Annotated in this window: 26 protein-coding genes; 12 read left to right on the forward strand and 14 right to left on the reverse strand. The window is 70.0% G+C overall.

Annotation, left to right across the window (positions count from 1 at the left end):
• Positions 1-148: 148 nt before the first annotated feature.
• From ACH4SE_RS35990 to ACH4SE_RS36040, 11 genes are all read right to left on the reverse strand, one after another.
• Complete coding sequence (locus tag ACH4SE_RS35990) at positions 149-799, reverse strand: hypothetical protein (protein ID WP_398547796.1); 651 nt, start codon at positions 797-799, stop codon at positions 149-151.
• Between the two features lie 192 nt (positions 800-991).
• A complete protein-coding gene (locus ACH4SE_RS35995) occupies positions 992-1,492 on the reverse strand; it encodes a hypothetical protein (RefSeq protein ID WP_398547797.1) in 501 nt (166 codons plus the stop codon).
• A gap of 133 nt (positions 1,493-1,625) precedes the next feature.
• Positions 1,626-2,201 carry a hypothetical protein gene (locus ACH4SE_RS36000; protein ID WP_398547798.1) on the reverse strand — a complete coding sequence of 192 codons (576 nt, stop codon included), beginning with the start codon at positions 2,199-2,201 and terminating at the stop codon, positions 1,626-1,628.
• 81 nt (positions 2,202-2,282) lie between these two features.
• Positions 2,283-2,648: a hypothetical protein gene (locus tag ACH4SE_RS36005; protein ID WP_398547799.1), complete on the reverse strand. Its 366-nt coding sequence runs from the start codon at positions 2,646-2,648 to the stop codon at positions 2,283-2,285.
• A gap of 691 nt (positions 2,649-3,339) precedes the next feature.
• On the reverse strand, positions 3,340-3,633 hold the full coding sequence (locus ACH4SE_RS36010; protein ID WP_398547800.1) for a hypothetical protein: 294 nt from the start codon (positions 3,631-3,633) through the stop codon (positions 3,340-3,342).
• The gene (locus ACH4SE_RS36015; protein WP_398547801.1) at positions 3,626-3,916 is read right to left on the reverse strand and encodes a hypothetical protein; all 291 of its coding nucleotides are present in this window, start codon (positions 3,914-3,916) and stop codon (positions 3,626-3,628) included. Before ACH4SE_RS36015 ends, ACH4SE_RS36010 begins: the two co-directional genes overlap by 8 nt.
• Positions 3,913-4,386 carry a hypothetical protein gene (locus ACH4SE_RS36020; protein WP_398547802.1) on the reverse strand — a complete coding sequence of 158 codons (474 nt, stop codon included), beginning with the start codon at positions 4,384-4,386 and terminating at the stop codon, positions 3,913-3,915. Before ACH4SE_RS36020 ends, ACH4SE_RS36015 begins: the two co-directional genes overlap by 4 nt.
• Positions 4,387-4,410: 24 nt before the next feature.
• The gene (gene dnaB / locus ACH4SE_RS36025; RefSeq protein WP_398547803.1) at positions 4,411-5,808 is read right to left on the reverse strand and encodes a replicative DNA helicase; all 1,398 of its coding nucleotides are present in this window, start codon (positions 5,806-5,808) and stop codon (positions 4,411-4,413) included.
• Between the two features lie 82 nt (positions 5,809-5,890).
• Positions 5,891-7,165 carry a hypothetical protein gene (locus ACH4SE_RS36030; RefSeq protein ID WP_398547804.1) on the reverse strand — a complete coding sequence of 425 codons (1,275 nt, stop codon included), beginning with the start codon at positions 7,163-7,165 and terminating at the stop codon, positions 5,891-5,893.
• 693 nt (positions 7,166-7,858) lie between these two features.
• Positions 7,859-8,422: a GNAT family N-acetyltransferase gene (locus ACH4SE_RS36035; protein WP_398547805.1), complete on the reverse strand. Its 564-nt coding sequence runs from the start codon at positions 8,420-8,422 to the stop codon at positions 7,859-7,861.
• A 3-nt stretch (positions 8,423-8,425) separates the two neighbouring features.
• Positions 8,426-9,205, reverse strand: a complete 780-nt coding sequence (locus tag ACH4SE_RS36040; RefSeq protein WP_398547806.1) for a GntR family transcriptional regulator — start codon at positions 9,203-9,205, stop codon at positions 8,426-8,428.
• Between the two features lie 596 nt (positions 9,206-9,801).
• On the opposite strand from ACH4SE_RS36040, the gene ACH4SE_RS36045 reads away from it, so the two are divergent.
• The 11 genes from ACH4SE_RS36045 (at position 9,802) to ACH4SE_RS36095 (ending at position 20,237) form a co-directional block, all read left to right on the forward strand.
• Entirely contained in the window at positions 9,802-10,188 is a 387-nt protein-coding gene (locus ACH4SE_RS36045; RefSeq protein ID WP_398547807.1) for a hypothetical protein, read from the forward strand.
• Between the two features lie 133 nt (positions 10,189-10,321).
• Positions 10,322-10,753 (forward strand): hypothetical protein, encoded by a 432-nt coding sequence (locus tag ACH4SE_RS36050; RefSeq protein ID WP_398547808.1) that lies wholly within the window; start codon positions 10,322-10,324, stop codon positions 10,751-10,753.
• A gap of 61 nt (positions 10,754-10,814) precedes the next feature.
• Positions 10,815-12,557 (forward strand): hypothetical protein, encoded by a 1,743-nt coding sequence (locus ACH4SE_RS36055; protein ID WP_398547809.1) that lies wholly within the window; start codon positions 10,815-10,817, stop codon positions 12,555-12,557.
• A gap of 77 nt (positions 12,558-12,634) precedes the next feature.
• Positions 12,635-13,192: a hypothetical protein gene (locus ACH4SE_RS36060; protein ID WP_398547810.1), complete on the forward strand. Its 558-nt coding sequence runs from the start codon at positions 12,635-12,637 to the stop codon at positions 13,190-13,192.
• Positions 13,193-13,194: 2 nt separating this feature from the next.
• Positions 13,195-13,422 carry a hypothetical protein gene (locus ACH4SE_RS36065; protein WP_398547811.1) on the forward strand — a complete coding sequence of 76 codons (228 nt, stop codon included), beginning with the start codon at positions 13,195-13,197 and terminating at the stop codon, positions 13,420-13,422.
• Positions 13,423-13,551: 129 nt separating this feature from the next.
• Positions 13,552-15,786 carry a hypothetical protein gene (locus ACH4SE_RS36070; RefSeq protein ID WP_398547812.1) on the forward strand — a complete coding sequence of 745 codons (2,235 nt, stop codon included), beginning with the start codon at positions 13,552-13,554 and terminating at the stop codon, positions 15,784-15,786.
• Positions 15,787-15,798: 12 nt separating this feature from the next.
• On the forward strand, positions 15,799-16,218 hold the full coding sequence (locus ACH4SE_RS36075; RefSeq protein WP_398547813.1) for a conjugal transfer protein TraB: 420 nt from the start codon (positions 15,799-15,801) through the stop codon (positions 16,216-16,218).
• Positions 16,219-16,328: 110 nt separating this feature from the next.
• A complete protein-coding gene (locus ACH4SE_RS36080) occupies positions 16,329-18,692 on the forward strand; it encodes a hypothetical protein (protein ID WP_398547814.1) in 2,364 nt (787 codons plus the stop codon).
• Between the two features lie 87 nt (positions 18,693-18,779).
• Positions 18,780-19,280, forward strand: a complete 501-nt coding sequence (locus tag ACH4SE_RS36085; RefSeq protein ID WP_398547815.1) for a hypothetical protein — start codon at positions 18,780-18,782, stop codon at positions 19,278-19,280.
• 12 nt (positions 19,281-19,292) lie between these two features.
• Entirely contained in the window at positions 19,293-19,631 is a 339-nt protein-coding gene (locus ACH4SE_RS36090; protein WP_398547816.1) for a hypothetical protein, read from the forward strand.
• 132 nt (positions 19,632-19,763) lie between these two features.
• On the forward strand, positions 19,764-20,237 hold the full coding sequence (locus ACH4SE_RS36095; protein WP_398547817.1) for a Pycsar system effector family protein: 474 nt from the start codon (positions 19,764-19,766) through the stop codon (positions 20,235-20,237).
• An 86-nt stretch (positions 20,238-20,323) separates the two neighbouring features.
• Here ACH4SE_RS36095 and ACH4SE_RS36100 read toward each other — a convergent pair whose 3' ends face one another.
• The 3 genes from ACH4SE_RS36100 to ACH4SE_RS36110 form a co-directional block, all read right to left on the reverse strand.
• Positions 20,324-21,076 carry a hypothetical protein gene (locus ACH4SE_RS36100; protein ID WP_398547818.1) on the reverse strand — a complete coding sequence of 251 codons (753 nt, stop codon included), beginning with the start codon at positions 21,074-21,076 and terminating at the stop codon, positions 20,324-20,326.
• Between the two features lie 149 nt (positions 21,077-21,225).
• Entirely contained in the window at positions 21,226-22,011 is a 786-nt protein-coding gene (locus ACH4SE_RS36105; RefSeq protein ID WP_398547819.1) for a ParA family protein, read from the reverse strand.
• A 160-nt stretch (positions 22,012-22,171) separates the two neighbouring features.
• Positions 22,172-22,879, reverse strand: a complete 708-nt coding sequence (locus ACH4SE_RS36110) for a hypothetical protein (protein ID WP_398547820.1) — start codon at positions 22,877-22,879, stop codon at positions 22,172-22,174.
• A 277-nt stretch (positions 22,880-23,156) separates the two neighbouring features.
• Here ACH4SE_RS36110 and ACH4SE_RS36115 point away from each other — a divergent pair, with 277 nt between their 5' ends.
• Positions 23,157-23,462, forward strand: coding sequence for a hypothetical protein (locus ACH4SE_RS36115; protein WP_398547821.1), 306 nt, complete (start codon positions 23,157-23,159; stop codon positions 23,460-23,462).
• The last annotated feature ends 87 nt before the right edge of the window (positions 23,463-23,549 follow it).

Here is a 23,549-nt window from a genome sequence, read left to right on the forward strand (position 1 = left end):
CCCGGCGGGGGAGCGGGATTCCCGCCCCGCTCCCCCGCCGGCCGCAGTCGGTCTTCTCCTGGAGTTGAGGGGGTCGGTGTGGTCCGGCCGGTGCCCGGTGGGGGAGCGGGATTCCCGCCCCGCTCCCCCACCGGGCGCCTGGCCGTAGTCAGGCCCGGTTCTCGGCGAGCCAGCACGCGATGGTCTCGGCGGCGGCCTCGGAGTCGACCTGGCAGTCGATCGACTCGTCGCCGGTGTAGAGCGCGTCGCCGACCGGGTGGCCGTTCGCGTCGTGCTCCCAGACCACCCATCCGGTGTGGCTGGCCGCGGGGTGCTCGACGGACGGGGCACGGTCGGCGACCAGCAGGCGCGGGCGGTTGAAGACCTCCCGCTCGGGCGTCGCCGGGTCCTGCGGGATCGCGTAGCTCGGGCTCATGCCGTCGGTGTGCACCGGGATGTCGAGATCGGCGAGCGCATTCAGCAGGACCTCACCGGCCGTGGTCGGCGGCTCGGGGATCGCCTGGTCCTCGTGCTCCCCGCCGTGCGCGTCCATGAGGTCGCGGAGGTCCGGGAGCGGCACGTCGATGTAGTCGGAGAAGTCTCCGAGCGCGTCGGTCAGCCAGGCCTCGACGTGGTCCTCGTTCTCCCACGCCTCGGTGTCGGGGGCCTCCAGGGGGGAGATCAGGCGGACGCAGTCGGCGTACGTGGCGCCGGGCCGGATGCTCACGGCGAGCACGGTGGCGTCCGCGAGGCGGACGGGGACGAGACCGCCGTCCGTCCCGTCGGCCGCGAGGGCGTCCAGTCGCATGGTGCTGGTCATCGGTTGAGCCCTTCGTTCGCTGAGGTTCTTCGGTGTGGCCCGGGGGCCGTGCCGGTCGGGATTCCCGCCCTTCCGACGTAACTAATACTCTCAAGTTTTACCGGGTGAGTCAAGCCCTGCGGCCCGTTAAAACAGCAGATCAGACCCCTCCCCCGGCCCGCCATCGGCGGCGGGCCGGGGTTCGGTCGAGCCTCAGCCGCGGGCGAGCCGGGCGAGGTCGGCGCGCTTGACGTGCAGGGCGAAAACGGCCTCCAGCAGGGCCTGAGCGACGTCTTCGCTCACGTCCGCGGCGAGGTGGCCGTGCAGGGCGTCCAGTGCGGATGCGAGCCGGGCGTCCTCCTCGCCGAGCCCGCAGTTGCGGGTGCCGAAGACGGCCGGTGCCGCCAGCGGGCGGCGGTCCACGGCGTGCGTGACGTACTGGCCGAACCCTGCGGGGAAGCCGCTGCTCGGGGTCTCGATGGCGGTGGCCTCGGCGTCGGCGAGGGCGAGCCGCGAGTCGGCCGGAATGCCGTCGGCGGTCGGCTCCTCCTCGTAGAACGACAGGGCGGCGATGTCGAGCAGGTCGGCGATGTGGAGCAGTTCCCGGCCGGTCCGCGCGGAGGTGAACAGGCTGCGGCGGCGGGCGATACCCGCGAGCACGGTGGCGCGGGCGGCGGCGGCGCAGGCCTGCGCGGTGGGCTCGAAGTCGGTCATGTCGGTTCCCGTCCTGGGGAGTTGAGGTCTTCTTCGGTGCAGCCCGGGCGAGCGGGATTCCCGCCCCGCCGGCCCGGGCGGTGTGGCGCAGTGCTGCCCGCCGGTCCCGAGGTCGGGACCGGCGGACGTCGGGCTACTTCTGGTAGGCGGGGATCAGCTCGCGGACCTTGTCCGCGCCGATGCAGCCGCCGTCGTGGCGGTAGATGCTCGGCGGCTGGCCGTTGCGCCCGCGGTGGTGGCTCCAGTAGCGGACGCCGGACCAGCCGCACAGCTCGCAGTGCAGGTACCAGGGGTTGTCGCTGCCGGGGAAGCCGTGCAGTACGGCCCTCCAGTGGTGCTCGGTGAGTCCGGCGAACGCGATCCGGGCTCCCCCGGTGTTGCGGTCGTTGACGGGCATCCGCGGGTGCAGCAGCGGCACCGGGCCGTTCAGCGGCTGCGGGGCCTCGGCGCGGATCTGCTCCAGCGCGACGGCGGTGACGTTCCCGGCGGCGTACTCCTCGGCGAGGAAGGTGGCGGCCATGTCGATGCCCTTGGTGCCGGTCTCCGGGCGGCGGAGGTTGGTCTCCCCCTCGGTGGTGACGACCAGCCAGTCACGGTGCCAGCGGTACGCCTGACCGATGACCCGGTCCGCGCCGATGATCACGGGGTAGCGGCATTCGATGTCCGGCTCCCCGATCCGGTACGGCAGGGCGGTCGTGGTGATGCTCATGGTCTGCTCCTGGTTGAGGTGGTTCGGTGGTCGGACCCGTGCGGCGGGCGGGATTCCCGCCCCGCCCGCCGCGCGGGGGTGTCAGTTCGGGCTGTCGCCGAAGGGCAGTTCCAGGACGAAGGAGTCGTCCTGGAGCCGCTCGAACGCCTGCTCCTCGGCGTACGCCCGCAGCGCGAGGCGGGCGGCGTGGCCGTGGCTGACGGCCTGGTAGGTGCGGAAGTGGATCGGCGACTGGCTGCCCAGTGCCGCAGCGTCCAGGTCCTGGTGCTGGAGGTAGCGCTCGACCGGGTGGTCGGCGGCGCGCTGGACTTCCAGCACGTACCGCTGGTTGCGCTTGCGCCAGACGCGCGGGACGTAGATACCTTCGTCGTCCGCCACCACGAAGTAGGCGCCGGGGCGCTTGTCGAGATCCACGCGGTACTCGACTCGGTCCATCTCGGGGTTCATGCCACTGTCCTTGCGTTGAGGGTGCTCGGTGTGGGCCGGAGCCCGTGGCCGGAAGAGGATTCCCGCCCCCTTCCGACATAACTAATACTCTCAAGTTTTGGGGTGTAGGTCAACCCTTAACACGCAGAAAACAGCAGGTCAGCGGCCTTTTTTGACGGAAATTCCGGTGTCTCGAACGGCCCTCGACGGCCCTTCCGGCGGACGCCGCACGACGGGCCGGTCGGGGGGGTTCCCTCCGCGGCGGGGCAGGCCTTGCCGACCGCGGGCCGTGTCGGGGTGCAAGGCTCGCGCTTGCGCGACCCGCCGCAGGCGGGCTTGGCCTGGCGGCCCGGCGCGGACTGTGGTCCCCTCCGGGTGACCCGCCGCGGAAGGGGCACCCCCGACCCCCACCACCCTGCACCACCCACGCACCGCAAGATCAAAAACGGCGCCCCCTCCCCTCTGTGGAGGGCCGGGGTGTGGGGCGGAGCCCCGCGTTGCTTGTGCCCGCACTCCCCCGCCGACCGTCCCGCCAACTCACCTCTTAAGAGGGGAGGCAGTCCGGCGGCCGGGCGACCGCCGGGTGCACGAGGCACGGCGCGGAGCGGAGCGGAGTGCCGTTCCTCGAGCACCGTCCCCGCCGGCGCCGGGTGCGGACGCGGAGAGGCCCGGCGAGAGGGAGGGGTCTCTCGCCGAGCCTCGGGCCGGTCGGTCAGTAGAGCTGGACGCGGGTGAGGACGATGTGCGGTGGGTCGGCGTCGGCGACGATGACGTATTCGGCGATGCCGAGCGTGCCGTCCGCGCCGAGCGCCATGCGCCGCTGGTGCGGCCATTTCGCCGATGCCGTGCTGCCTGGCACTTCGCCGCGGTGCTCGTTGATCAGGACCGTGGCGGCCATCACGGCGCCGAACACCGCGACGGGCACGGCCGGGTCGAGCAGCAGCGCGGAGACCTCATCCGACAGCAGGCACGGTAAGCCCGGGTCGTCGTCGTACGGCTCACTCAACGGGCAGTCCTGCCGCACGGCGGCGGGCCACCAGGTCGGCGACCGGGGTCGTCGGCAGCGTCCCGTCCAGCGCCGCCGCCGTCAGGCTGTCCCCGGCCGGGTCGGTGTCGAGCATCGCCTCGCACCACCAGCGGCGCAGAACGGCCCCGGCGTCCTCGGGTGCGGCGGCCAGCAGCTCGCGGTAGAACTCCATCCGCCGCTCACCGTCCAGGGCCGCTGCGATGCCCTCGGCGTTGCGCGGAACCCGGTCCGGCTCGTGCGGGTGGATCGGCTGTGCGGTCATCGGGTGCCCCTCTCGGCGTGCTCCAGCTCCGAGTCTGCCCTGTCCCGGTCGCCGGGGTCGACCGCTTCCGCGGGAACACCCGGTTCCCGCTCGGCCCGCCACTGCGCGGTGAGGTCGGCGTCCACGTCGGCCAGCGTGCCGGCCAGCCGGTAGATGGAGCCCTTCTCAGGGGCGCCGACGGAGGTCACGTTCAAAACCTCCTGGACGCGGACGAGAGCGCTGTACACGCTGAATTCCCCCGTGCTGCGGGTGCAGCTCGTGAACTCCCCACGGTCGAGCTGACCGAGTTCGCGTCGGAGCTTGTCGAGCGCCGGAACATCGGCCGTCGGATGCTGCGCGCCGCACTGGGCGGCAATCACAGTATCCAGGATCTCGCGCATCGCGGGGTAGACGGAATTCCACTGGTCTGCGATATCCTGGGCGGTGGCTTCGCCGATGTGCCGCGTACGTACGCTATCGGTGGTGAGCATAGTGATTTTCTCCATTTCCGCAGGTCAGAAGCCCTGTGCCATATCACGTGCGCGGGCATAATGCCCCTGGAATGCCACCGTTACCGTGCCCGTCGGCCCCTGCCTGTTTTTGCCGACGATCAAGTCCATCTCGCCCGCCCGTTCGTGCTCCTTGTCATACGCATCGGGGCGGTGCAGCAGGATCACGGCATTGGCGTCCGCTTCGATCGACCCCGATTCCCGGAGGTCCGCCATCATCGGCTTCTTGTCCTCGCGCTTTTCCACCTCGCGGTTCAGCTGGGCGGCGGCGATGACGATGATGCCGAATTCACCGGCTAGTTCCTTCAATCCGCGGCTGACCTCGTCCACCTCGCCGGTCCGGTTCTGGCCGCGCTTCCCGGATGCCTTCATGATCTGGAGGTAGTCCACCAGCATCACCGCCGGGAGCATCTCCCGGCCCTGGAACCAGCGCAGCCGAGAACGCAGCTGGACGATGGTGGCGGCCGGGGTGTCGTCCACCCACAGTGGCGCCCCGCCGATGCGCTTCGCGCCCTTCGCGATCCGCTCCAGGTCGCCGTCCTGGTAGTCGCGGTTCTTGACCCGGTTGAGCGGCACGCGGGACTCGGCCGCCACGATCCGCTCCATCAGCTGCGGGCGGCTCATCTCCATGGACGACACGAACGCGGTCATGCGGTTCTTGATCGCCACGTGCCGGGCGATGTCGAGCAGCACCACGGACTTGCCGATCGCCGGGCGGGCCGCGACGACGACCAGGTCGCCCGGCTCCATCGGGAGCATCGCCTCCAGGTCGATGTACGGCAGCGGCAGACGGCTCGGCGGCGGCGCGTCCATGCTGCGGAGGTACTCCTCCAGCATGTCGTCCGCGTTCTCCATCCGCTCCAGCCCGGCGCCGGCGGTGAGCTGGGTCGCCGCGTGCATCTCGGCCTGGGCGGCGGCGACGATGTCGTCCACCTCGCCCTCGGCCGTGTAGCCCATCTGCACGATGCGGGTGCCCGCCTCGACCAGCCGCCGCAGCTTCGCCCGCTCCAGCACGATCTCGGCGTAGTACACCGCGTTCGCCGCGGTGGGAACCGAGTTCACCAGAGTGTGCAGGTAGGGGGCGCCGCCGACCTTCTCGCTCAGCCCCTCCTTCGCCAGGTAGGCGGCGAGCGTGATCGGGTCGACCGGGTCGCCCTTGGCGTACATGTCCATGATCGCCGCGTGGATCGTGCTGTGCGCCGGGCGGTAGTACGCCTCGGGGACCATGCCCGTCTCGGCGACCTCGCCGATCTGGTCTTTCGACAGGAGCATGCCGCCGAGTACGCACTGCTCGGCCTCCAGGTTCTGCGGCGGGACGCGCTCGAAGGCCACGGCCGTCGGCCCGTCGTCGAACAGCGAGCTGCCGCCGCCGTCCATACCGTCCTGCTGGGTGGGTACGCTCATGGGTGAATCCCCTTCCATCTGGTGATTCGAGCGGCGGCAGGGGCCTTACCAGGGGCTCCCCTGCCGCCGTCGTGCTTGCAGGTCAGTTCAGCGCGGGCGACTTGCCGTAGCTGGGGTGGCACTCGCAGCGGACCAGACGGCCGCCATCGTCCTCGCGCATCCGCTGGCCCGGCTGGGTCGGCTCGATGCCGTCGTTGCACTTGCCGCACCACGCAGGCAAGGCGGGACGCTGGCCGGGCACCGTGGCCGCGGGCATGACGAAGCGCTCCAGGTGACGGTCCAGGTCGAACCAGGTCTTCCGGCTACCCATGTCGGCAGCAGCAGCGACCAGGTACTCCACGGAGACGCCATCAGCGAGCAGCCGAGCCGCATCGCGGGCCATGGCAACCCCCGCCCGGGCCGGGACGCCGTGCCCGTGAGCCTCCCGAGCGCTGATCCAGGCCTCAGCGACCAGCACCTCGTCGGCGCCGGTCTGAGCAGCAGCCGGGGAGGGGGGGCTCTTGTCCGGCGAAGCCGCGCTCTCCTCTCCTCCCGTCTCTTGCCCAGCCGCGTCGGAGGGCTCCGCGGGGGCACCCGGGAAGAGAGAGGGAGAGTCTTCTTCGAGAGACTTCTTAGAGGGTGATCCTTTTCGCAGGTCAGAGGGCGAATCCGTTCCAGGATTCTGGACTGGTGATCCAGTTTTCTGGAACGGCTGTCCAGTTTTCTGGAATGAGGGGCCTTCGTCCCCGCTGACCTGCGGCGTTCCAGTTTTCTGGAACGGCTCCCCATCGGCGTCGACCAACCGCACCCGGGCCTGGGTCTGCCCGTTCGCCGCGGTCTCGGTTGTCGTCAGGTGGGTGGGCGGCTGCGGCGGCGTCTCCCGCCAGTCCGGGTGGTAGGCGTCGAGCTTGTCCCACGCATTCCGCCAGCCGTCGTACTCGGCCGCCGGCGGCAAATCGTTGACGGTGAACCCTCGGCTGATGCCCTTCGCGGCCCGCTCCTTGCCCTTGAGCGCGGTGATGCCGTCCAGCTCCAACACGTCCTTGGGCACGACCAGTTCGAGCCGTTCCAGGGTCTTGAGGACCTCGTACATCGCCGAGACCGACAGCGACTTGTCGTTCGGCCCAGGCAGTAGCCAGCACAGCTGGTCGATCGTCATCCGACGCATGCCGCTCCGCGGCCGGCGGGAGGCCTCGACCACCATGCTGCGGAGAAGGGAGTACAGCCGGTACGCGACGTGCGTCATCCCCGGCATCAGCATCACGTAGTCGCGGACCTGGGTGTACGTCCAGTAGTCAGTGATCGTGCCAGAGAACTCAAACAGCTCATCGCCATCCGGCGAAGCGGCGGCGGAAAGAGCACGCTGCGGGCGCTTCACTGCGTCACCGCGCGGTGGAAGCGGAAGCGGGCAACGACAACGAAGGCAACCGAGCGAGTCGGTTCCCCAACGCTGCGTGCCGGTGGATGGATCTGGAACATCGGGCGGGGTCTCCCCTGTGATCGATCTGGGGAGTCGCAGACTGGCGCGTGACGGAAAAGAGACAGTGACCTGGGGCACGCTGCTGCGCGGTCCCCTGTAATCGCTCTATTCTGGAGATGGTGACCTCGGGCCTGGCAGGGCTCGGGCCCCGGCGTCATCGCCGACCTACGACTCTCGGGCTGCGACTGGCTGTGGCGGTGCTTTGAGTCGAACCGGATGGCCGTTCTGCTGGCAGGCAGGGCGGCCATCTTCGATTAGGGGGCTCGCGCGGACTCCAGGGACACGGAGCCATAGCGGCGAGACATCGCGTCGCGGGAGGTTGGCCATCCTGCGATCCTGCATCGCCGACCCTGTACCCTCGAAGCCATTTTCGCGGCGGCTCGTCGGGGCGGAGACGGCCTTCCGAAGTACTGTGACCTAGTCATGCCGTGGTGCCTTTCTGGTTCCGTTGATTTCACCGCGGGTGCGGCTACTCGGATCAGCGCGGTGCCGGCCACCACAACCGGCTACCACTCCGCGCAGGTCCCTCCTCGTTCTCGGGGAAGAGCCTGCGTCTCGCGCATTGTCCTCCCCCGAAGGCATGGTGCGTGCTTAGCCTGCCAAACCCGGTGTGTCGTCCGTGAGGAGAGGGTCCTCGTGCATGACGAGCGCGGAGGGCCGTTGGGCCATCCAGCCTGAGAGGCGGTGCGGCGGCGCCTCGGTGCGGACGTGCTCGAACCCTTCGGCCAAGTAGTAGCTCTGCAACCTTGCGTTGTCGCGCCACACGTCCAGCCTCACCCAGGGGAGTTGCTGGTTCCGTGCCACTCCTCCGGCCCAGTCGAGCAGGCGGCCTCCGAGGTGTTGTCCAGCTGCGGAACGGGCCGTGATGAGCTTTGCGACGTAGACCGCTGACTCCGGGGAGTCGGCTTTCTTCCAGAAGTCCACGTCCGGGCGGGCGAGAGTGATGGTGCCCAGGAGTGCGCCGTTCGCATCGGGGACGACCCAAGTGCGTCCGTCGGCGATGTCGACTTGCCACTTAGCCAACGCACGGTCCCTGAATCCGGGTGCTCGCCACTGGTCGATGCCCTCGCTGGCGAGCCACTCCTCGGCCTCGACCCGCAGCTTCATGAGGGCGTTGGAGTCGGCTGAGGTTGCCGGACGGATGAGCTGGGGCACAGGTCAGTCCTCGATCTCGTAAACAAGCGTGTTGAGGTCACCGGGGGCGATGGTGACCATGCAGCGGACGGCTTTTCCTGCCGAGTTGTAGCCGACTCGAACGTGGCGCAGTACGGGGACCGTGCTTCCGGTCGGCAGGCCCAGGCGATCGGCTTGATCGGCAGTCAGGACCCAAGCGCGCAACTTATCCACCTTGCGCGTCTGGGCGTACTGCCGGTTCTTGATGTTCGCCAGGATTCCTCCCGGCATGGTCACGTCCTCCTCGTCCATGAGGGGCGTGTCGAACGCGACCTCGGTGGGGAACCAGCTGTCGGCGAGCTGAAAAGGGTCGCCATCAACGCGGCGGGTGCGTCGGCGGGCGACCACGAAAGACCCGGGCTCCACGCCCAGCTCCTTTGCGATGTCCGCCGGCGCGCGCTCCACGCTGACCGTGGGGGTGTCCTGGCTGGGTACGCGTCCCAGTTCGAGGATTGCGGCCTTCCAGTCGTCTATGCCGCTTTCAACGTCGTCGCGCCGGTCTCCGCGCTCGAACCTGTGCATGGCGAACTCGATCGGCTCGACTCGCCTGACGAAGACGCCCTTCCCCTGCTGGCTGGTCACGCGCCCCTCGGCTCGGAGGATGCCCACGGCTTGCCGCAGGGTCTCGGGACTCGTCCCGAACTCCTCCACCAAAACACGAGTTGGCGGTAGCTGGCGCTCAATGGCGCCGTTGTCGATGCGTGAGCGCAGGGCAGCGGCGATCTCTTTCGCCCCCATCCGCTTCTTTGGCTGGCGGGTTGTCATGGCGAACAGAGTACCCGGCTTGTCTAGTGAAGCTAGCCCCGGATGAGACTTCTTTGGGTGTCGATCCTCTTTTCCCTGGTCAGAGTTGCTTTGTGGGGCTGAATGACACGCCATCAGGAGCCGCCTGAGCCATGGTTGTTGACGACTTGGCTGGTGAAGGCTTACGGTCTTCCCAGCTTCCCCAGTTAACTAGGGAAGTCGCCGGAGAAGTGTGTCTTTCGCACTCTCTGACCTGCATGAACTGCTCGTTTACGCGTCGCCACAGCTGGTCTGACCAGCGCGGAACCGTCGCCAGATGGCGTCAGGCCGGGGCGGGAGTGCACGTCACTTGAGAACTGAACAGAGTGCCGAAGATAAGCAGATTTGGCCTGGATGCTGCCGGGCTCCCTTCCTCTCGAAGGTGCCCGGCAGCACGCCAAAACCAATGGTCATGAGGGGCGTGCCCGACTGGTTCGGGCTCTCCGGAGATAGGGGTTCGAGTCCCCGCTCGCCTACCGCGCCGTCCCTGTACGGCGCGACCCCCGACACGCCTCACGGCGTTGCACCGCCGTGTGTGCCGGGGGTCCACGGATCTACCAGCGAAGGAACTGATCCGCATGACCATCATGCCCGCCGACATGCCCCTGTCGCCCACCGGGATCACCGAGGACGTGCAGGACGCGGTCGCCGACGCCTTCCCCCTCTTCGAGTCGGTCCAGAAGCTGGCCCGTCTCGGCGTGAGCGTCGCCTTCGAGGTGGCGCCCTCGCGCATCGTCGCCACGATCGTGGTCACCGCCGACGCGGTGAAGGTCCTGCCGGCGCTGCTGGAGGAGATCGACGACACCCGCCCGGGCCGCCTGCCCAACGGCCAGCTCGTCGTCACCGGCTCGATGTGCCAGAGGACGGTCACGCTGCGGGTGCTGATCCCGCAGGAGTGGGTGTCCCCCGAGGAGCTGGCCGTGCTGACCGGCACGGCCACCGCCGACCCCTCCCACCTCCTGTGAGCGCCATCGAGGAGCAGGAGGCGCGAGCGAGGGAGGCCGCTGAGGCGGCCCGACTCGCGGCCGAGGCCCGCCAGCAGGCGGAGGCCGAGTTGCGGCGCCACGGTCAGGCCGTTTCCGGGATCGGAGGCCGCTGATGACCACGAACTTCTTGCTCAGCAGGCCGCGGCGGATAGCCAAGGACGCCGTCCAGGACTTCCGGAATGAGCACGGGCCGGTGGAGGAGTGGTCGGGCCACGACATCGAGGTCTACCTGGACTTCGTGTCGGCCGCGCACCGGCCCGGCCTCCTCGCCCGGCAGTGGCTGCGTCTGCGGCTGCTGCTGTGGGAGCTGTCGGCGATGCCGGTCTACGCCCTCAGCGAGCTGCTGTGGGCGGCGCAGAACCGGGTCTACTCGTGCCTGAACGTGGCCATGGACTGGCTGGACGACCGCTGCTCGGCCGTCGAGTCCCAGTGCAGGCAGGCCGGTGACGGCGGGTTGGTCGAGTCCTTCGGCCGGGTCTCCGACCTGGTCTCGGACGTGGCCAACTCCGCCGGACGCAAGGCCTCCCGCCTCGTACGGGGCTGACAGACCGAACGACGCTGTGGTGGCCGCCGAGAGGCGGCCACCCGCATGAAAGGAGGCCGGTGTGGCTGGCCGCCAGTCCACCCGCACCCCCCGCAAGCCGTCGCAGCGCCGCCAGAGCAAGGCGGCGCAGCCGCCGAAGTCGGGGGTGCAGAACGATCCCGAAGCCCTGGCCGCGGACCTGCGCGACCGCACCGCCGACGTGATCGACGGCGCCCGTTGGGCTGGGGCGCAGGAAACGGCGGCGCTACTCCAGGCCGCCAAGAGCGAAGTCCAGCAGATCCGCCAGGCGGCAGCCGCCGACGCCAAGCGCGTCCTGGTGGAGGCCGCCACCGAGGCCGGGGAACGCTTGCGCATCGCCGCCGCCGACGCGGACACCACCCGCGCCGGTGCGCAGACCGAGGCGCTGGCGATCCTCGACCAGGCCCGGGCCGACGCCGAAAAGCAGGCCGAGGACGTCATGGCGGAAGCGGAGACCGAGGCCAAGGCCCTGCTCGCCGACGCCGAGAGGCAAGTCGGCCTCGTCCTGGCCGAGGCGGAGGACCGGGCGAACGCGCTGGTCGAACTGCGCCGGAGCACGGCGGAGGCCGCCTACCGCACGGCCCTGGACGACGCCTCCCGCATCGTCGGGGAGGCACAGGACCAGGCCGTGCAGATCAAGACGGCCCGCGCGTCGCTCGACTCGGAGCTGGAGCTGGCTCGCCGGTCGGCCCGGCTCGACCTGGAGGAGGAGCTGACCGCGCGCCGGGCGGAGATCGACGCAGAGCTGGCGCAGTATCGCGCCCAGCTCGACGCCACCCGGGCCGAGATTGAGGCCGGTCTCCGCGACCTGGCCGCTCAGCACGAGCGGGAGCGGCAGGCCTTGCGGGATCGCCTCGCCGCGGAGTCCGAGGAGCTGCGCAAGGAGGCGGAGCAGGCCGCCCGCGTCGCCGCCAGCGCGGTCCGGCAGGAGGCGGACGGCAAGCTCGCTGCGGCGAACAGGGAGTTGGAGGCCGCACGGGAGGCCCACCGCGTCGCGGACAAGCGCGCGGCGAGCCTCAAGAAGACCCGGAGCCGGGCCGAGGTCGTGAAGCAGATCCTCCTCTGGGTCGCCCTCACGGCCGTGATCATCCTGACGGCGTCCGGCGAGTGGTCCTTCGCCCGGATGGTCGGGCTCGGTGACACGCCGATCGGAGACGCGGGCTGGGCGCTCCCGCTGGGGCTCGACGTCTACGCGGTCACCAGCTTCCGCATGAAGCGGGACGTGCCGTTCGCGCTCGGCCTGATGGCCGCCACCAACATCACGTACCACGTGGCGGACAGGACCGGGATGGGCGTGACGATGGTTCATGGCGAGGCGCGTCCGAACGTCCTCCTCATCATCGTCGCGGTGATCGTCGTCGTGGCCATCGTCTGGCGGGTGCACCGCCTGCTGGAGACCGACGACGACCACGCGGCGGCGACTGCCGAGCCCTCGCCGACCGAGGCCGCCGAACCGGCCACGCCGCCGGTTACCGGTACCGGTAGCCCCGTCGCTACCGCTACCGGTAACCCGGGTTCTACCGGTACCGGTAAGCCGAGCGGTAGCCGGGCGTCTACCGGTACCGGTAAAGCGCGTCCTACCGACACCGGTAACCGGGGCCGCGCTCGCGGCGGTAGCGGCGGGCGGCCCGGCGGCGGTAACGCCGAGAAGCGTGCCGCGGTACGGGCGCGCGCCACCGAGATCCTCGCGGCGGGCCAGACGCCCTCGCCTACCGCTCTCGCAGCCGAGTTCGACATCCCGGACCCCGAGTGGGTCCGCAACCAGATCCGCGCCGTGCGCACCTGACGCACGGCGAGCACGTCGCGGGCTGGGCCCGCTACTGCCCCCAGTGGGCCCCTTCCCCCGAGAGGAGATCAATCCCCGTGTCCGAGATCGACAAGAACGACGACGTGTTGAACAGGGTGCCGGCGGAGTTCCGACCCCTGCTCAACCTGGAGCGCCTGACCGCGTGGTCGCTGGAACGGCAGCAGGAGCACACCGCGGACCTGTCCACGTACGAGGCGGGCCGCGCCGTCTTCCAGACGGTCCTGCGCTCCCAGCACGTCGAGGGAGACAACAAGTGGTCCGCCCGCCGGCGGGCGCGCAGGGTCGAAAGGCACTGGAACCGCCTGGTCAAGGCCTCGCGGGACCAGGCGAGCGCAGCAGAGGCGCTGCGCGTCGCGTACGCCGACCACGTCCGCGAGGTGGCCGCGCTGCCCGGCCAGCGGGCGCAGAAGGCGGCGGCGAAGGCCGATCGGCGCGGCCGACTGAACGCCGCGGCCACCAAGTCGCTGAACAAGACGGCCGCCGTGATGACCTCCCGGTCATCGTCGGACGCGGAGAGCAGCGACGAAAGCGCAGGTCAGACGCCCGGCCCGGCCGTTAACCGGACGGTGCGGGGCGTAAACGACCTGTTCGACACCGGCCGCCGGGGAGCCTGACCGTGCAGCAGAAGGTGCCGACCGGCGCCGAGATCCGCCAGGCTCGCCGGGCCGCCCACTGGGCGGCCCGGCAGGCCCGGCAGGTCAAGGAGCGCGGCGAGAAGGGCCGGGCCGAGGCCTGGTGGGACCGGGTCCGCGCGATCTGCGGGACCGATCCGGAATTGTGGAATGACCTCACGCTGACCCTGGAGAACTGGGCCGCGCGCAACGGCGGCAGCGACGAGGCGTGAGCGTCATCACCATCATCATCACCCGGGGTGGACCGGATTCGGGGGGTCAAGGCGGGCGCGCGGGCGCACGGGCGCGCGGGCGCGCGAGGATCTCCTATCCGGTCACCCTCTGTCAACCCTGGAGAGCACGTGCCTGATGACCCGAGGGACGACAACCGGAACGACAACGTCGTCTCCTTCCGATCCCGCAGTGGGGCCTCGCCGGGGCTCCCCCCGATCCCCGGTGGCCTTCCCCCGGCGCCTCCGGACCCCCCGCCTTCTCCGCCGACCGGTGGTGACGGGGAGGTCGTAGTTCCTTCCCGCCGTCGCCGGTCGGCGGCCGAGTCCCTGGCCGCGCTCGACGCGCCGCTGCCGCCGGTCCCCGGCTCGGGCGGCGCTGTCGCCCTCCGCTCGGAGGGCGTCGCCGCTCGCCGGGATGACGACGAAGCGGATGGCCCGGGCGTCGCGGCACTCGGCCTCGCGGCGACGCTGGCCATCGCGCTCGCGGCGCTCCGGGGCACCGTCACCGTCCTCACGGACTTCCGTGAGCGGCGCCAGGAGCGGGCGGTGGAACTCGCACCGCTGCGGGAGGCCCGCCTCAAGGCCCGACTCGCGGGCGTGGAGGCCCGCGCCAAGCACCAGCTCGCCATGCAGGACATCGGCGGGAAGTCCGCGCAGTCCCGGGTCAAGACCATCCCCTCCAGCCAGGAGTACGGCCGCAAGGCCCTCGGCGGCGGCTCCGGCTCGCTGTCGGGCAGCGGAGGCAAGGGCATCGGCCCCGGCGGAACTGGTCCGGGGCGCAACCAGAAGTCCCCGTTCGGCTCGGGCGGCACCAGCCCGGGCGGTAGGAAGGACCTCTCGCCCGGCGCCGGCGGCAAGGGCACCGGCCCGAAGCCGTTGCCAGGCTCGGGCGGCTCCGGGAAGAACAACAGCCCGGGCTCGGGCATCAAGTCACCGTCCGATGGGAAGTCGCCCAGCTCCCACGCCTCCAGTCCCGCGATGGAGCGCGCACGTGGCCGCCAGGAACGGGCCGCAGCACGCCAGGGGTCGCGGGCTCAGCTGCGCGCGGACCGGCAAGCCGCCCGACTGGCGCTCCGCGGGCAGGACCGGGACGCGGACCGAGACCGTAAGAACCGGGCGGCGGATGCCCGTCAGGACACCAAGGACCGGGTCCGCAACGCCCGCGTCGACGCGAAGGAAGGCAGGAAGGAGCAGGCCCGGCAGGACCGGTTCGCGGCCAAGCAGAAGGACCGCAAGGACCGGAACAAGGCCCGTCGCAAGAAGAGGGAGGGCGCGGCCTCCGCCGACGCGGATCGCACCACCCTCGGGCAGGCCACGGTCGAAGAGGCCCGGCGGCGGCTGAACAAGCGCCGCAAGAACCCCTCGCCTCCTGTGCTGACCACGGTCAAGCGCAAGAAGTCCAAGAAGGACAAGGACGCTGCGGGCGCCGGGCCGAAGGTCGACCTGACGAAGCCGTCGAAGTCCGGCGACGCCACCTCGGGCGACACGACTCCGAAGGTTGACCTGACGAAGAAGGGCAAAGGCGCCGGGAGGCCCGGCAATCCGACAAAGCCGAAGCCCGGGGTGAAGGGCACCCGGCCCGGCAGGAAGAAGGCCCGGGTGAACGGGACCGGTTCGGCTGCCGGCGGCGGACCGGCCGCTCGGCGCAAGGCCCGCCGTAAGGACCGCGCCCGCCGCGCGAGCGAGCGGACGCGGGCCAGTCACACCGGGGCCGACTGGGACTTCTACACCGGGCCGCGCTACGAACGCCGCAGCGCGGCCGACTCGATCCGCGACACCGACCCGCAGCAGCAGGAGACGTGGACGGCCGAGCCGGTCTTTCCGGCTGGGTACCACTCCCCCGGGCGCGATTCGCTGACGACCGGAGCCCGGGGCCTTCCCGCTGGCACCGGCAGCCCGAGCATCACGATCACGAAGGAGGCGCCCGTGGGCAGCAGCTCACCCGCTGTGCAGACTCCCCTGTTGGCCGACATCAACCCCGAGCACGCGACGGAGGTGACGCTCGATGACGTCATTGACCTCCTGGACAAGGTGGTGTCGGAAGCCTTCGCCACACATGACGAATGCGTCCTGCTCAGCGCCAAGGCCACCGAGCTGATGTACGAGCTGGAGGAGCTGTCCGTACGGCTGGCCGCTAAGCACAACGTGATCGGCACCCTCACCGCCTGGGCGATGCAGAAGCTCGCCGAGAGCATGGAGGTGCTGAGCCGCAAGGCCGAAGAGATGTCGGTTCAGTCGCTCCTCGCCGCCGAGACCTGCGAGACGGCCAAGACCGAGATGGACGATGCGTACCGGCCGATCACCCAGGCGACCGCGGACGCCGGGCTGCGCACGCCATCCGCTCGTGTCCACAACGAGAACTAAGGAGGAGCACCCGTGTCCGGAGAGATCGAGCTTCGCGGGAACCATCTGCCCGCGATCCCCGACAGCGAGCTGGGATTCGTCTCCCTGGGGCTCGCGGTCATCACGCTGACCGCACAGGCTCTCCTGCTCAAGGAGAAAATCTGGGCGCTCCAGGCCCGCATGAACCGCAACGCCGACCAGACCAGCAACATGTCGGAGATGTGCGACGCGGCCGAGGTCGAACCGCACTACACCGCCTTGGTCATGGACGGTTCGGTCTCCCTGCGGAGAGTCGCCCAGGCCTCCGGCGACCTGGTGGACGCCGCCGATCGGATGCAGGGCGACGCGCAGGGATTCCGCGACGCGCACCAGAGCGAGTACGGCGGGATCTACGAAGCGGTGCAGGCGTCCCGCGTGCAGCAGCCCAAGCCAGGATTCAACGAAGTCAAGTAGCCAACTCCGCCCCGCCGATAGGCGGCCGGGCGGAATCGCCCTCACGGGAGGGGCTCGGGCGAATACGCCCGGGCCCCTCCCCTCTTTTTCCTCCCGGAGGGGATATGACGATGACGACCGACGTCGTACAGGCCGACGCCACCGCCGGTGAGCGGGGGCTGACGCGCAAGACCGCAGGCCGGCTCGCCACGGCCGAGCGCCTTCTGTACGGCGCCGCGGGCACGTGGGTCGCGGTCGGCCCGCAGATGGATCTGCCGTGGTGGGCTCACGGCGCTGCCATGGTCACCGGCGCCGCCACCGGCGTCGGGCTGTGGAAGCGCAGCGACACCGACGACTGGACGCGGCGGCTCACCTCGTCCATGCGGGCACTGCCGGTGCTCGGCTGGTCGACCACCTACACGGCGGGCCTGCTCGCGCCGGTCATCCACTACCCGGCCGGGTGGCCGATGCTGGGCGCGGCGGTCTGGACGGCCGTCATGGTCCCCATGGCGCCCTGGACGCGATCCAAGGGCCTGCGGCGGGCCGCCGCCACCCTCCCGGCGCTCATGGAGCAGCCGGTGGCGGAGGGTGAGCCGGTCACCTTCGAGGACCACATGCGGGCCTTGTGGAACCAGTCGCGCGACACCGGGGACACCACGCTGGAAGCGATCCACCAGTACGACCCCCAGGAGCCCGACTTCGCCGCGGTCGTGCTGGCCCCCGCCGGCCAGACCGTGCCGCGCGGCCTGGACGAGCGGGCCATCGCCGGAGTTTTCGACGTGCCCGTGGACGCGGTCGCCACCCGGGACGTTCCCGGCTACGGCCCCGGCCGCCTCGCCATCCAGGTCGCGCCCCGCCTCGCCGAGGCGCGACGCACCGCGCAGGAGCTGGAGACGGAGGCCGAGGACCCCGGCGCCTCCCTGGAACGGATCTGGGCCGAGCACGTCAACGTCGTCAACGGCGCGGCCCCCGGAGTCGACCTGGTCGCGTACGTCATCGGCGAGGAGCAGATCCGGCTGCGGATCGCCGCCCCCCGGGGAAAGACCCTGCGGGTCAACCACGAGGCCCTGTGCAGCGCGCTGGGCATTGACGACATCTCGCGCCTGGTGATGGAGGGCGCGGGGCCGCGCGAAGCCGTGGTCTACATCTACCGGGCGAACCCGCTCCTGGAGGTTCGCGCCCCCACGGTCGAGGACCTGACGATGGACGACCGCGGGCGCATCTCGATCGGCGTCGCCCACGACGGCTCGGTGGCCCGTATCCAGCTGTTCAACTTCGACACCGGCCGTGCCCAGCACGGCATCACCGCCGGAACGACCGGCGCTGGCAAGTCGGGGTTGATGCGCATCCTCGGCGCGGCGCAACGGATCTCGGGCGTCATCTCCTGGATGGCCGACGTCCAGGGCGGCATGTCGATGCCGGAGATGGAAGGCCGCATCGACTGGATGGCCAAAGGCCCCCAGGAGACGATGCTCCAGCTGCGGGCGCTCCACGCGGTCAAGGAGTACCGCGAGGCTCACTCGCGCGGGCGGGGTGACTTCGACTTCCACGGCCGGTGGTGCCTGATCCAGTGGACCGGGGACGAGATCAACCGCTTGTTGTCCTCCCTGGACCAGGAGGTCCGCAAGGAGGCGGCCTGGATGATCGGCGACCTCCAGAAGACCGGCCAGAAGGTCGGCATCGGCGTCGACCTGGCCGTCCAGAGCCTCCACCTGAAGGAGCTGGGCGACAATCACGAGATCCGTGAGAAGGGCAAGGAGGGGCACGTCTTCCTGCTCCGCACCGCCTCCTCGTCCACTCAGGGCATGGGCCTGGACGGCATCGCGCCGATCGGCGCGCACATCTCCCCCATCCCTGAGCGGATCTACGAGGGCGCGGGCGCCAAGGAGCTGTTCGAGGGCACCGCTGCCACCGAGGGTGTGCCGACCCCCGGCATGGGATGGCTGATCACCGAGGGCAAGGCTGTGCTGTTCCGCACCTTCGTCCTGGAGAAGGTCGACGGCCTCTACCCCCAGCTCGAAGTCCTGATGGACGGCCGCCCGATGCCCACCCTCACCCCCGAGGAGGCCTACGCCGCCGGCGCCGCGTACGCCAACCGCGGCGCCCCGGCCGCCAAGGGAACCGGAAAGGGCGCAGACGGCCCGTCGGCCCCCTCCGGGGCGGCCTGGCAGAGCCAGCTCAACCAGGAACTGGAGCGCATCGTGGGTCTGCTGGATGCCGACGACAAAGCGAAGAAGGGGGAGGAGCCCGGGGACATCCCCGAAGCCCCATCCCCCATGGCAGCAGCCAAAGCGAAGGCCCCAACGATCCGCGAACGCATCCTCGCCGCGCTGGAGGGCCACCCCGACGGCATGGCCCTCAAGGAGATCCGCACCGCCGTCGGCTGCGGCACCGAGGGCGGCCCCGGCACCAGCAGCGTGAACAACGCCGTCAGCGCACTCGCCCTCGAAGGCGCGATCGTCAGCCTCGGCAAGGCCGTCTACCGCCTCCCCTGACCCCCGCACGCAAACGGGGACCGGCTGCTCCGTCAAAAAACGGCCGGTCCCCGCCACTCCCCCATCTCAACCGAAGGAGTTCCACCAGTGAACCACCCCGACCGCCCCGCGGACCGCGCACTGAGCGAAGCCCAGCAGGCCGCCGAAGCTGCCCGCCTCATCGCGGAGGGCTACAGCGACACCGCCCCCGTCGCCACCTTCTACAAGGACGTGACCCCGGTGCCCGTCGTCGGCTACGCCCCGCCCGTCCAGCAGGACGGCCGGGCACCCATGAGCCAGCGCGCCACTGACATCAGCGGCGTCCTCCTCGCCACCGGCATCGCCTCCGTGCCCATCTCCGGTGGCATTTCCCTGGTGCTGTGGACCGCTGGCCAGGTCAACCCGGCCGTCGTCGGCATCGTCTGCGTCGCGCCCGTGGCCCTCCTCGGTGCCCTGTCCCGGGTGTTCAAGAGCGCCAAGGAGGTCGTCGCCGCCGCCCCGCCCGTGATCCACCAGCACTACACCGGCACCGTCCACCAGGACCACACCGAGATCACCACCAACACCCGCGGCGTCATCGCCCGCACCGTCAACCGGTTCGAGGACTGAGGGAGAGCGACCGTGAATCGACCCGACAACATCCTGGCCACCGTCCTCGCCACCCACGGCGCCCACTGCGCCTGCGCCGGCGCCTGCGGCAAGCAGCACACGGGCGACGGCGAACGGTGCCACGTCACGCACAGCGGCAAGAACAAGCCCCTACTGGCCGCCCCGCGAACACCGCACGCCACCGACGTGCAGAACGCCGCGGCCCCCGTCGGGGAACTGCGCCCCTGGTGCTGGCCCTGCTGGCGGGACGCGCTCGCCGCCGAGCGGGCGCGCACCACCGAGCAGCGTGCCCAGGAACTCGCCGAGATGCAGATCGACCTGTTCGACGTCGACCACGACTCGGCGGCGTAGCACGCCAGTTGGCGCCCGCACGGTCAACCGCGATTTCGGCTGACCACGGACATGGAAGCGGCCGGGCATCTACCTGGATGCCCGGCCGCCCTCGCTCCACCCGTCCAACACAGCAGCCACGTAAGGGACTCGATGACCTCACCCGCCCTCTCCGACGCCCTCCTCGACAGCCGCCTGGACGCGGCCCATACCACCGTCCTCGCTGAAATTTCCCGTACCGACGCCAAGTCAGGCGTCCTGCTCACCAGCTTCTCCCTGCCGCTCGCCGCGCTCGTCGCGGCCGTCCCGGGACACCGCTTACCGCCCGTTGTCGGCGTCCTCGTCGGCGCCAGCGCCGTCGGCCTCATCGTCGCCATGCTCGTCGTGCTCGTCGTCGTCCACCCGCGCCTGTCCGGCGCCGCGCGCGGCAGCTTCCTCTACTGGTCGCTGTGCACACCGCAGGACTTGGTGAAGGACCTCCAGGCTCCGGAGGACCGCGTCGCCCACGTCATCCACCTCTCGAAGATCGCCCGCCGCAAGTACGAGGGCTTGCGCCTCGCTGGAATCATCACCGGCGCGGCGCTCGTGGCTCTCGGCGCCGCACTGCTCACTGCTCTCATCACCTGAGCCGCACCCCGCGGCTCGGTACATGCCGACACCAGAAGCGGGCACCGTCCTTCGGACGGTGCCCGCTTCTTTGTGTTCGGGGGTCTCTACGCGGCCGACGTCGCCGAGGGGTCTCCGACCACGTCCGGTTCACCATCGCCGAGGTCGCCCTCAAGCGCCGGTGCGTCCGACTTGCCCTCCACCTCCGCGAAGGTGACCTGCATGCCGCTGGCTGAGGATAGGGCCTCAATCAGCGCTTTCACCGCGGTGCGCGTCCTCTTCGGGTCGTGCTCCAGGGCCGCATGGACAGTGTCCATGTTGAGCGCGCGAGCCGCCTTGGTGATGGCACGTACGGCCTTCGCTGGGTCCGCCACCGGCACCGCGCCGCCGCCACCTTCCTCCAGGGAACTGAGGTAGGCGAACACGGCCTCCTCGGTCTTCGCCTTGTGGCCGACCGCCGCCTCGGGCAGTGCCTGCACGGCGCCCTGGACGAGGGCGGCCGTCACGCCCGCACCCTTGACCTTCAACAGCCCCAGGTACAGGTAGACCGCAGCTTGCACGCTGTGTTCCTCAGCCAGCGGAACCAGTTCCCACGCCTGCCCGTAGCCCAGCTTCTTGGAAACAATTGTTTCCAAACCACCCCCGGGCTTCGCCTGGAACAGGGCATCAACCACCCGCCACGTGCGGATCAGCTTGCCCGCGTACTGAGGCGTGATGTCCCACCTAGTCTGCGTGTACTCCTCGAAGGTCTCGAAGTGCTCGCGGTACAGCCGGGCGTCCCGCACCACCTGGAGCGCCTTGCCGGCCGCCCAGAAGGCGAAGCGCAGGTTCTCGATCGCGCTCTCACACTTCAAGAGCATGTCCTGCTCCTGAGCGATGAGAGCCGGAGTGTCCGTGAGCTGCCTGGTGGGTAGCCTGTCCGGCTCCCCGAGAACACGCGCCAGCTCGATCGCGTTGTCCGGCCGGCCAGGGGCAGTAGGGGCTCCGCCCACGTTGATCGCCCGTCCCATCAGAGCATCTGTTCCATCGTCAGGGCCACTCGCATGAAGTCCTCCCGAGCGTTGAGAGCCGTGCCGCTCATCCTGTACTCGGTCACCAGGGTGCCGTTCTCGTAGGCATGCTCGTGGATCGTGTATCGGCGGATCGGGTCCGCTACTCGCGGATAGTTCCGCTCGTCAATCCACGCCTTGACCTTGTTGAGCTGCTTCTCGCCTTTGTCCTTGCCGGGGTCGTGCTGGTTGATCACGACCAGAAAGCGGATACCCCTCGGTTTGAGGACGCGCTCGATCGTGAACTCGCACTCGTCCCACGTGATCCTCGACGGAGTGATGGGGACGATCGCCAGGTCTGCCACGTCCAGCACCTCGCGCAGGGCGTCTGCCGTACGGCTCGTCCCGAGCGGGTCGGCCCCCCACTCGGCGTCCGGATCGACGTCCAGGAAGCCGGGCGTGTCAACGATGATCCGGAGGCGGTCAGGGTCCGCGAAGACCTGGGGCAGGATGCCCAGCTTGCTGTTGGTGACGACGTAGTCGAACGGCAATGCCTCTTCGCGTACACCCGCGCACCACTTCTCCAGTGTGCCCTGGACGTCGATGCCGGCTGCCACCACAGGAGAACTCGCCGAGTCGTCTGCGTTGGAGAGCACCGCCGAGCGGCCCGCGCACGCCGCGGTGTTGACTGCGATCGTGCTCTTTCCGGCGCCGCCCTTCTGCTGAATGACGACGATCACCTTCGCCGTCCTGCCAGCCCCGGCGGCCGTGTCGGTGGCCGCCTGGAGCGTTGTGGGTGTGGTCATCCCGTGGCCTTTCATTTCCGTGATTTCACCGCGCGGTGCGGTTACTCGGATCGGGCACAGCTTGCCAGACGTGGGAGGTGATGGTGAGTACCGCGCCCGAGCGGGGCGCGCGAATGCGTTCGAGTGAAATCGAACGAGTTGGAAACAACTGTTTCTCTCGTCAGTTCCCGTCGGGAAGTTCGGGTTGCTCGGCGGCGACGCGGTCGATCGCCGCGCGGATCAGGTCGCCGGTGGTGAGTACCTGTGCGCGGAGGCCGTCGCGGATCTCAAGGGCGGACTGCGGTGCGGACAGGCTTCCGGCGGATGCCAGGAGGACCAGTTCGGCAGGAAGGTCGGCGCGCTGTGCCTCCAGATAGGCCACGTCGGGGCCGTCGCCCCATAGGTCGGCCCAGTCCTGGAGTCCCTCGACGGCGGGTTTGCTGGTCCAGTACGCGGCGCGGCGGACGGCGTCGCCGAGGGTGTACGGCAGGTTCACCGAAACGCGGCCGGTGTACCCGCCCTCGCCCTTGGGTCGGCTCGGGGGAGTGCCCCAAGGGCGGCCCGGTCCGTCGGTTCCGCCTTCCGGTGGCTTGGGCCACTTTCGGTCCAGGCCGCGGGCTCGTAGCTCCTCGCGTACCGCCCGGGCAACGATGTCGTCCCGTGTGCCGCCGAATTCGCCGGCGCGGCGCATCGCAGCGACCTGCGCACGGATCTCGCGGCGGACGGCGGCGGCCCCGCGCCGGGACATGCCCGGGATGAGTAGTTCTCGCCGGCGCTCGGCGATCCACGCTTCCTCGCGCTTCCGCTGGGCCTTGCAGTAGGCATTCAGTCCGGTCAAGGCATCGTCGGTCACCGCCACGTGGAACGCCATCTTCGCCATGCTCGTCATGTAGGAAAATGTAGCCAGATAAACCGTGGAACGTTCTGTCCTTGCTGTGGCCTGACTCGCCGGTGCGAAGGCAGAAAACCGCTATGGGTGCGTCGTAGGGTCGATGAGGATGGATCAAGTCCAGCCGCCGTGGGGCATCCGGGCGAGGCCGGGGGAGAACCCCTGCCCCGTCTGCGGTGACGGTGTGCTGGGCTGGGTCGCGTGCCTGTGTCCTACCAGCACGGCGGGGGGAGAACGGTCATGAGCGTTGGGGGAGTGGAGCAGCCGCTCCGCGAGGGTGAGGAGAACCGCAGTGACGCAGCTGAGCAGGCACGGGAAGACCGCTCGGGAGTATTGGGAGACCTACCGGCCCCAGGCTCTGGCGGAGCTGGGGAGCCCGGAGCAGCAGGCGGCGTACTTTCTGGAGCTGGACCTGCGGGTGACCGAGGAGATCGGGAGACTGACGACGGAACTCCTCCAGCAGTTGCCAGTGGGCGAGCGGGCGGCGGCGCGACAGGCGACGCGGTCGCAGGCGCAGGAGCTGGTGTACGCGGAGGAAATCTGGCTGGAGAAGGAGCCGGGGACGGAGCACCGGGAGATGTAGCTCCGCCGCGCTTTCGGCCGGACAGTCAGCGGGACCTCGCCCCCGCGGGGCAGGGGGAGCGTGCCCGGGCCAACCTCGCGGCCCTGG

The organism is Streptomyces sp. NPDC020983 (assembly GCF_044333485.1).
Lineage (GTDB): Bacteria > Actinomycetota > Actinomycetes > Streptomycetales > Streptomycetaceae > Actinacidiphila.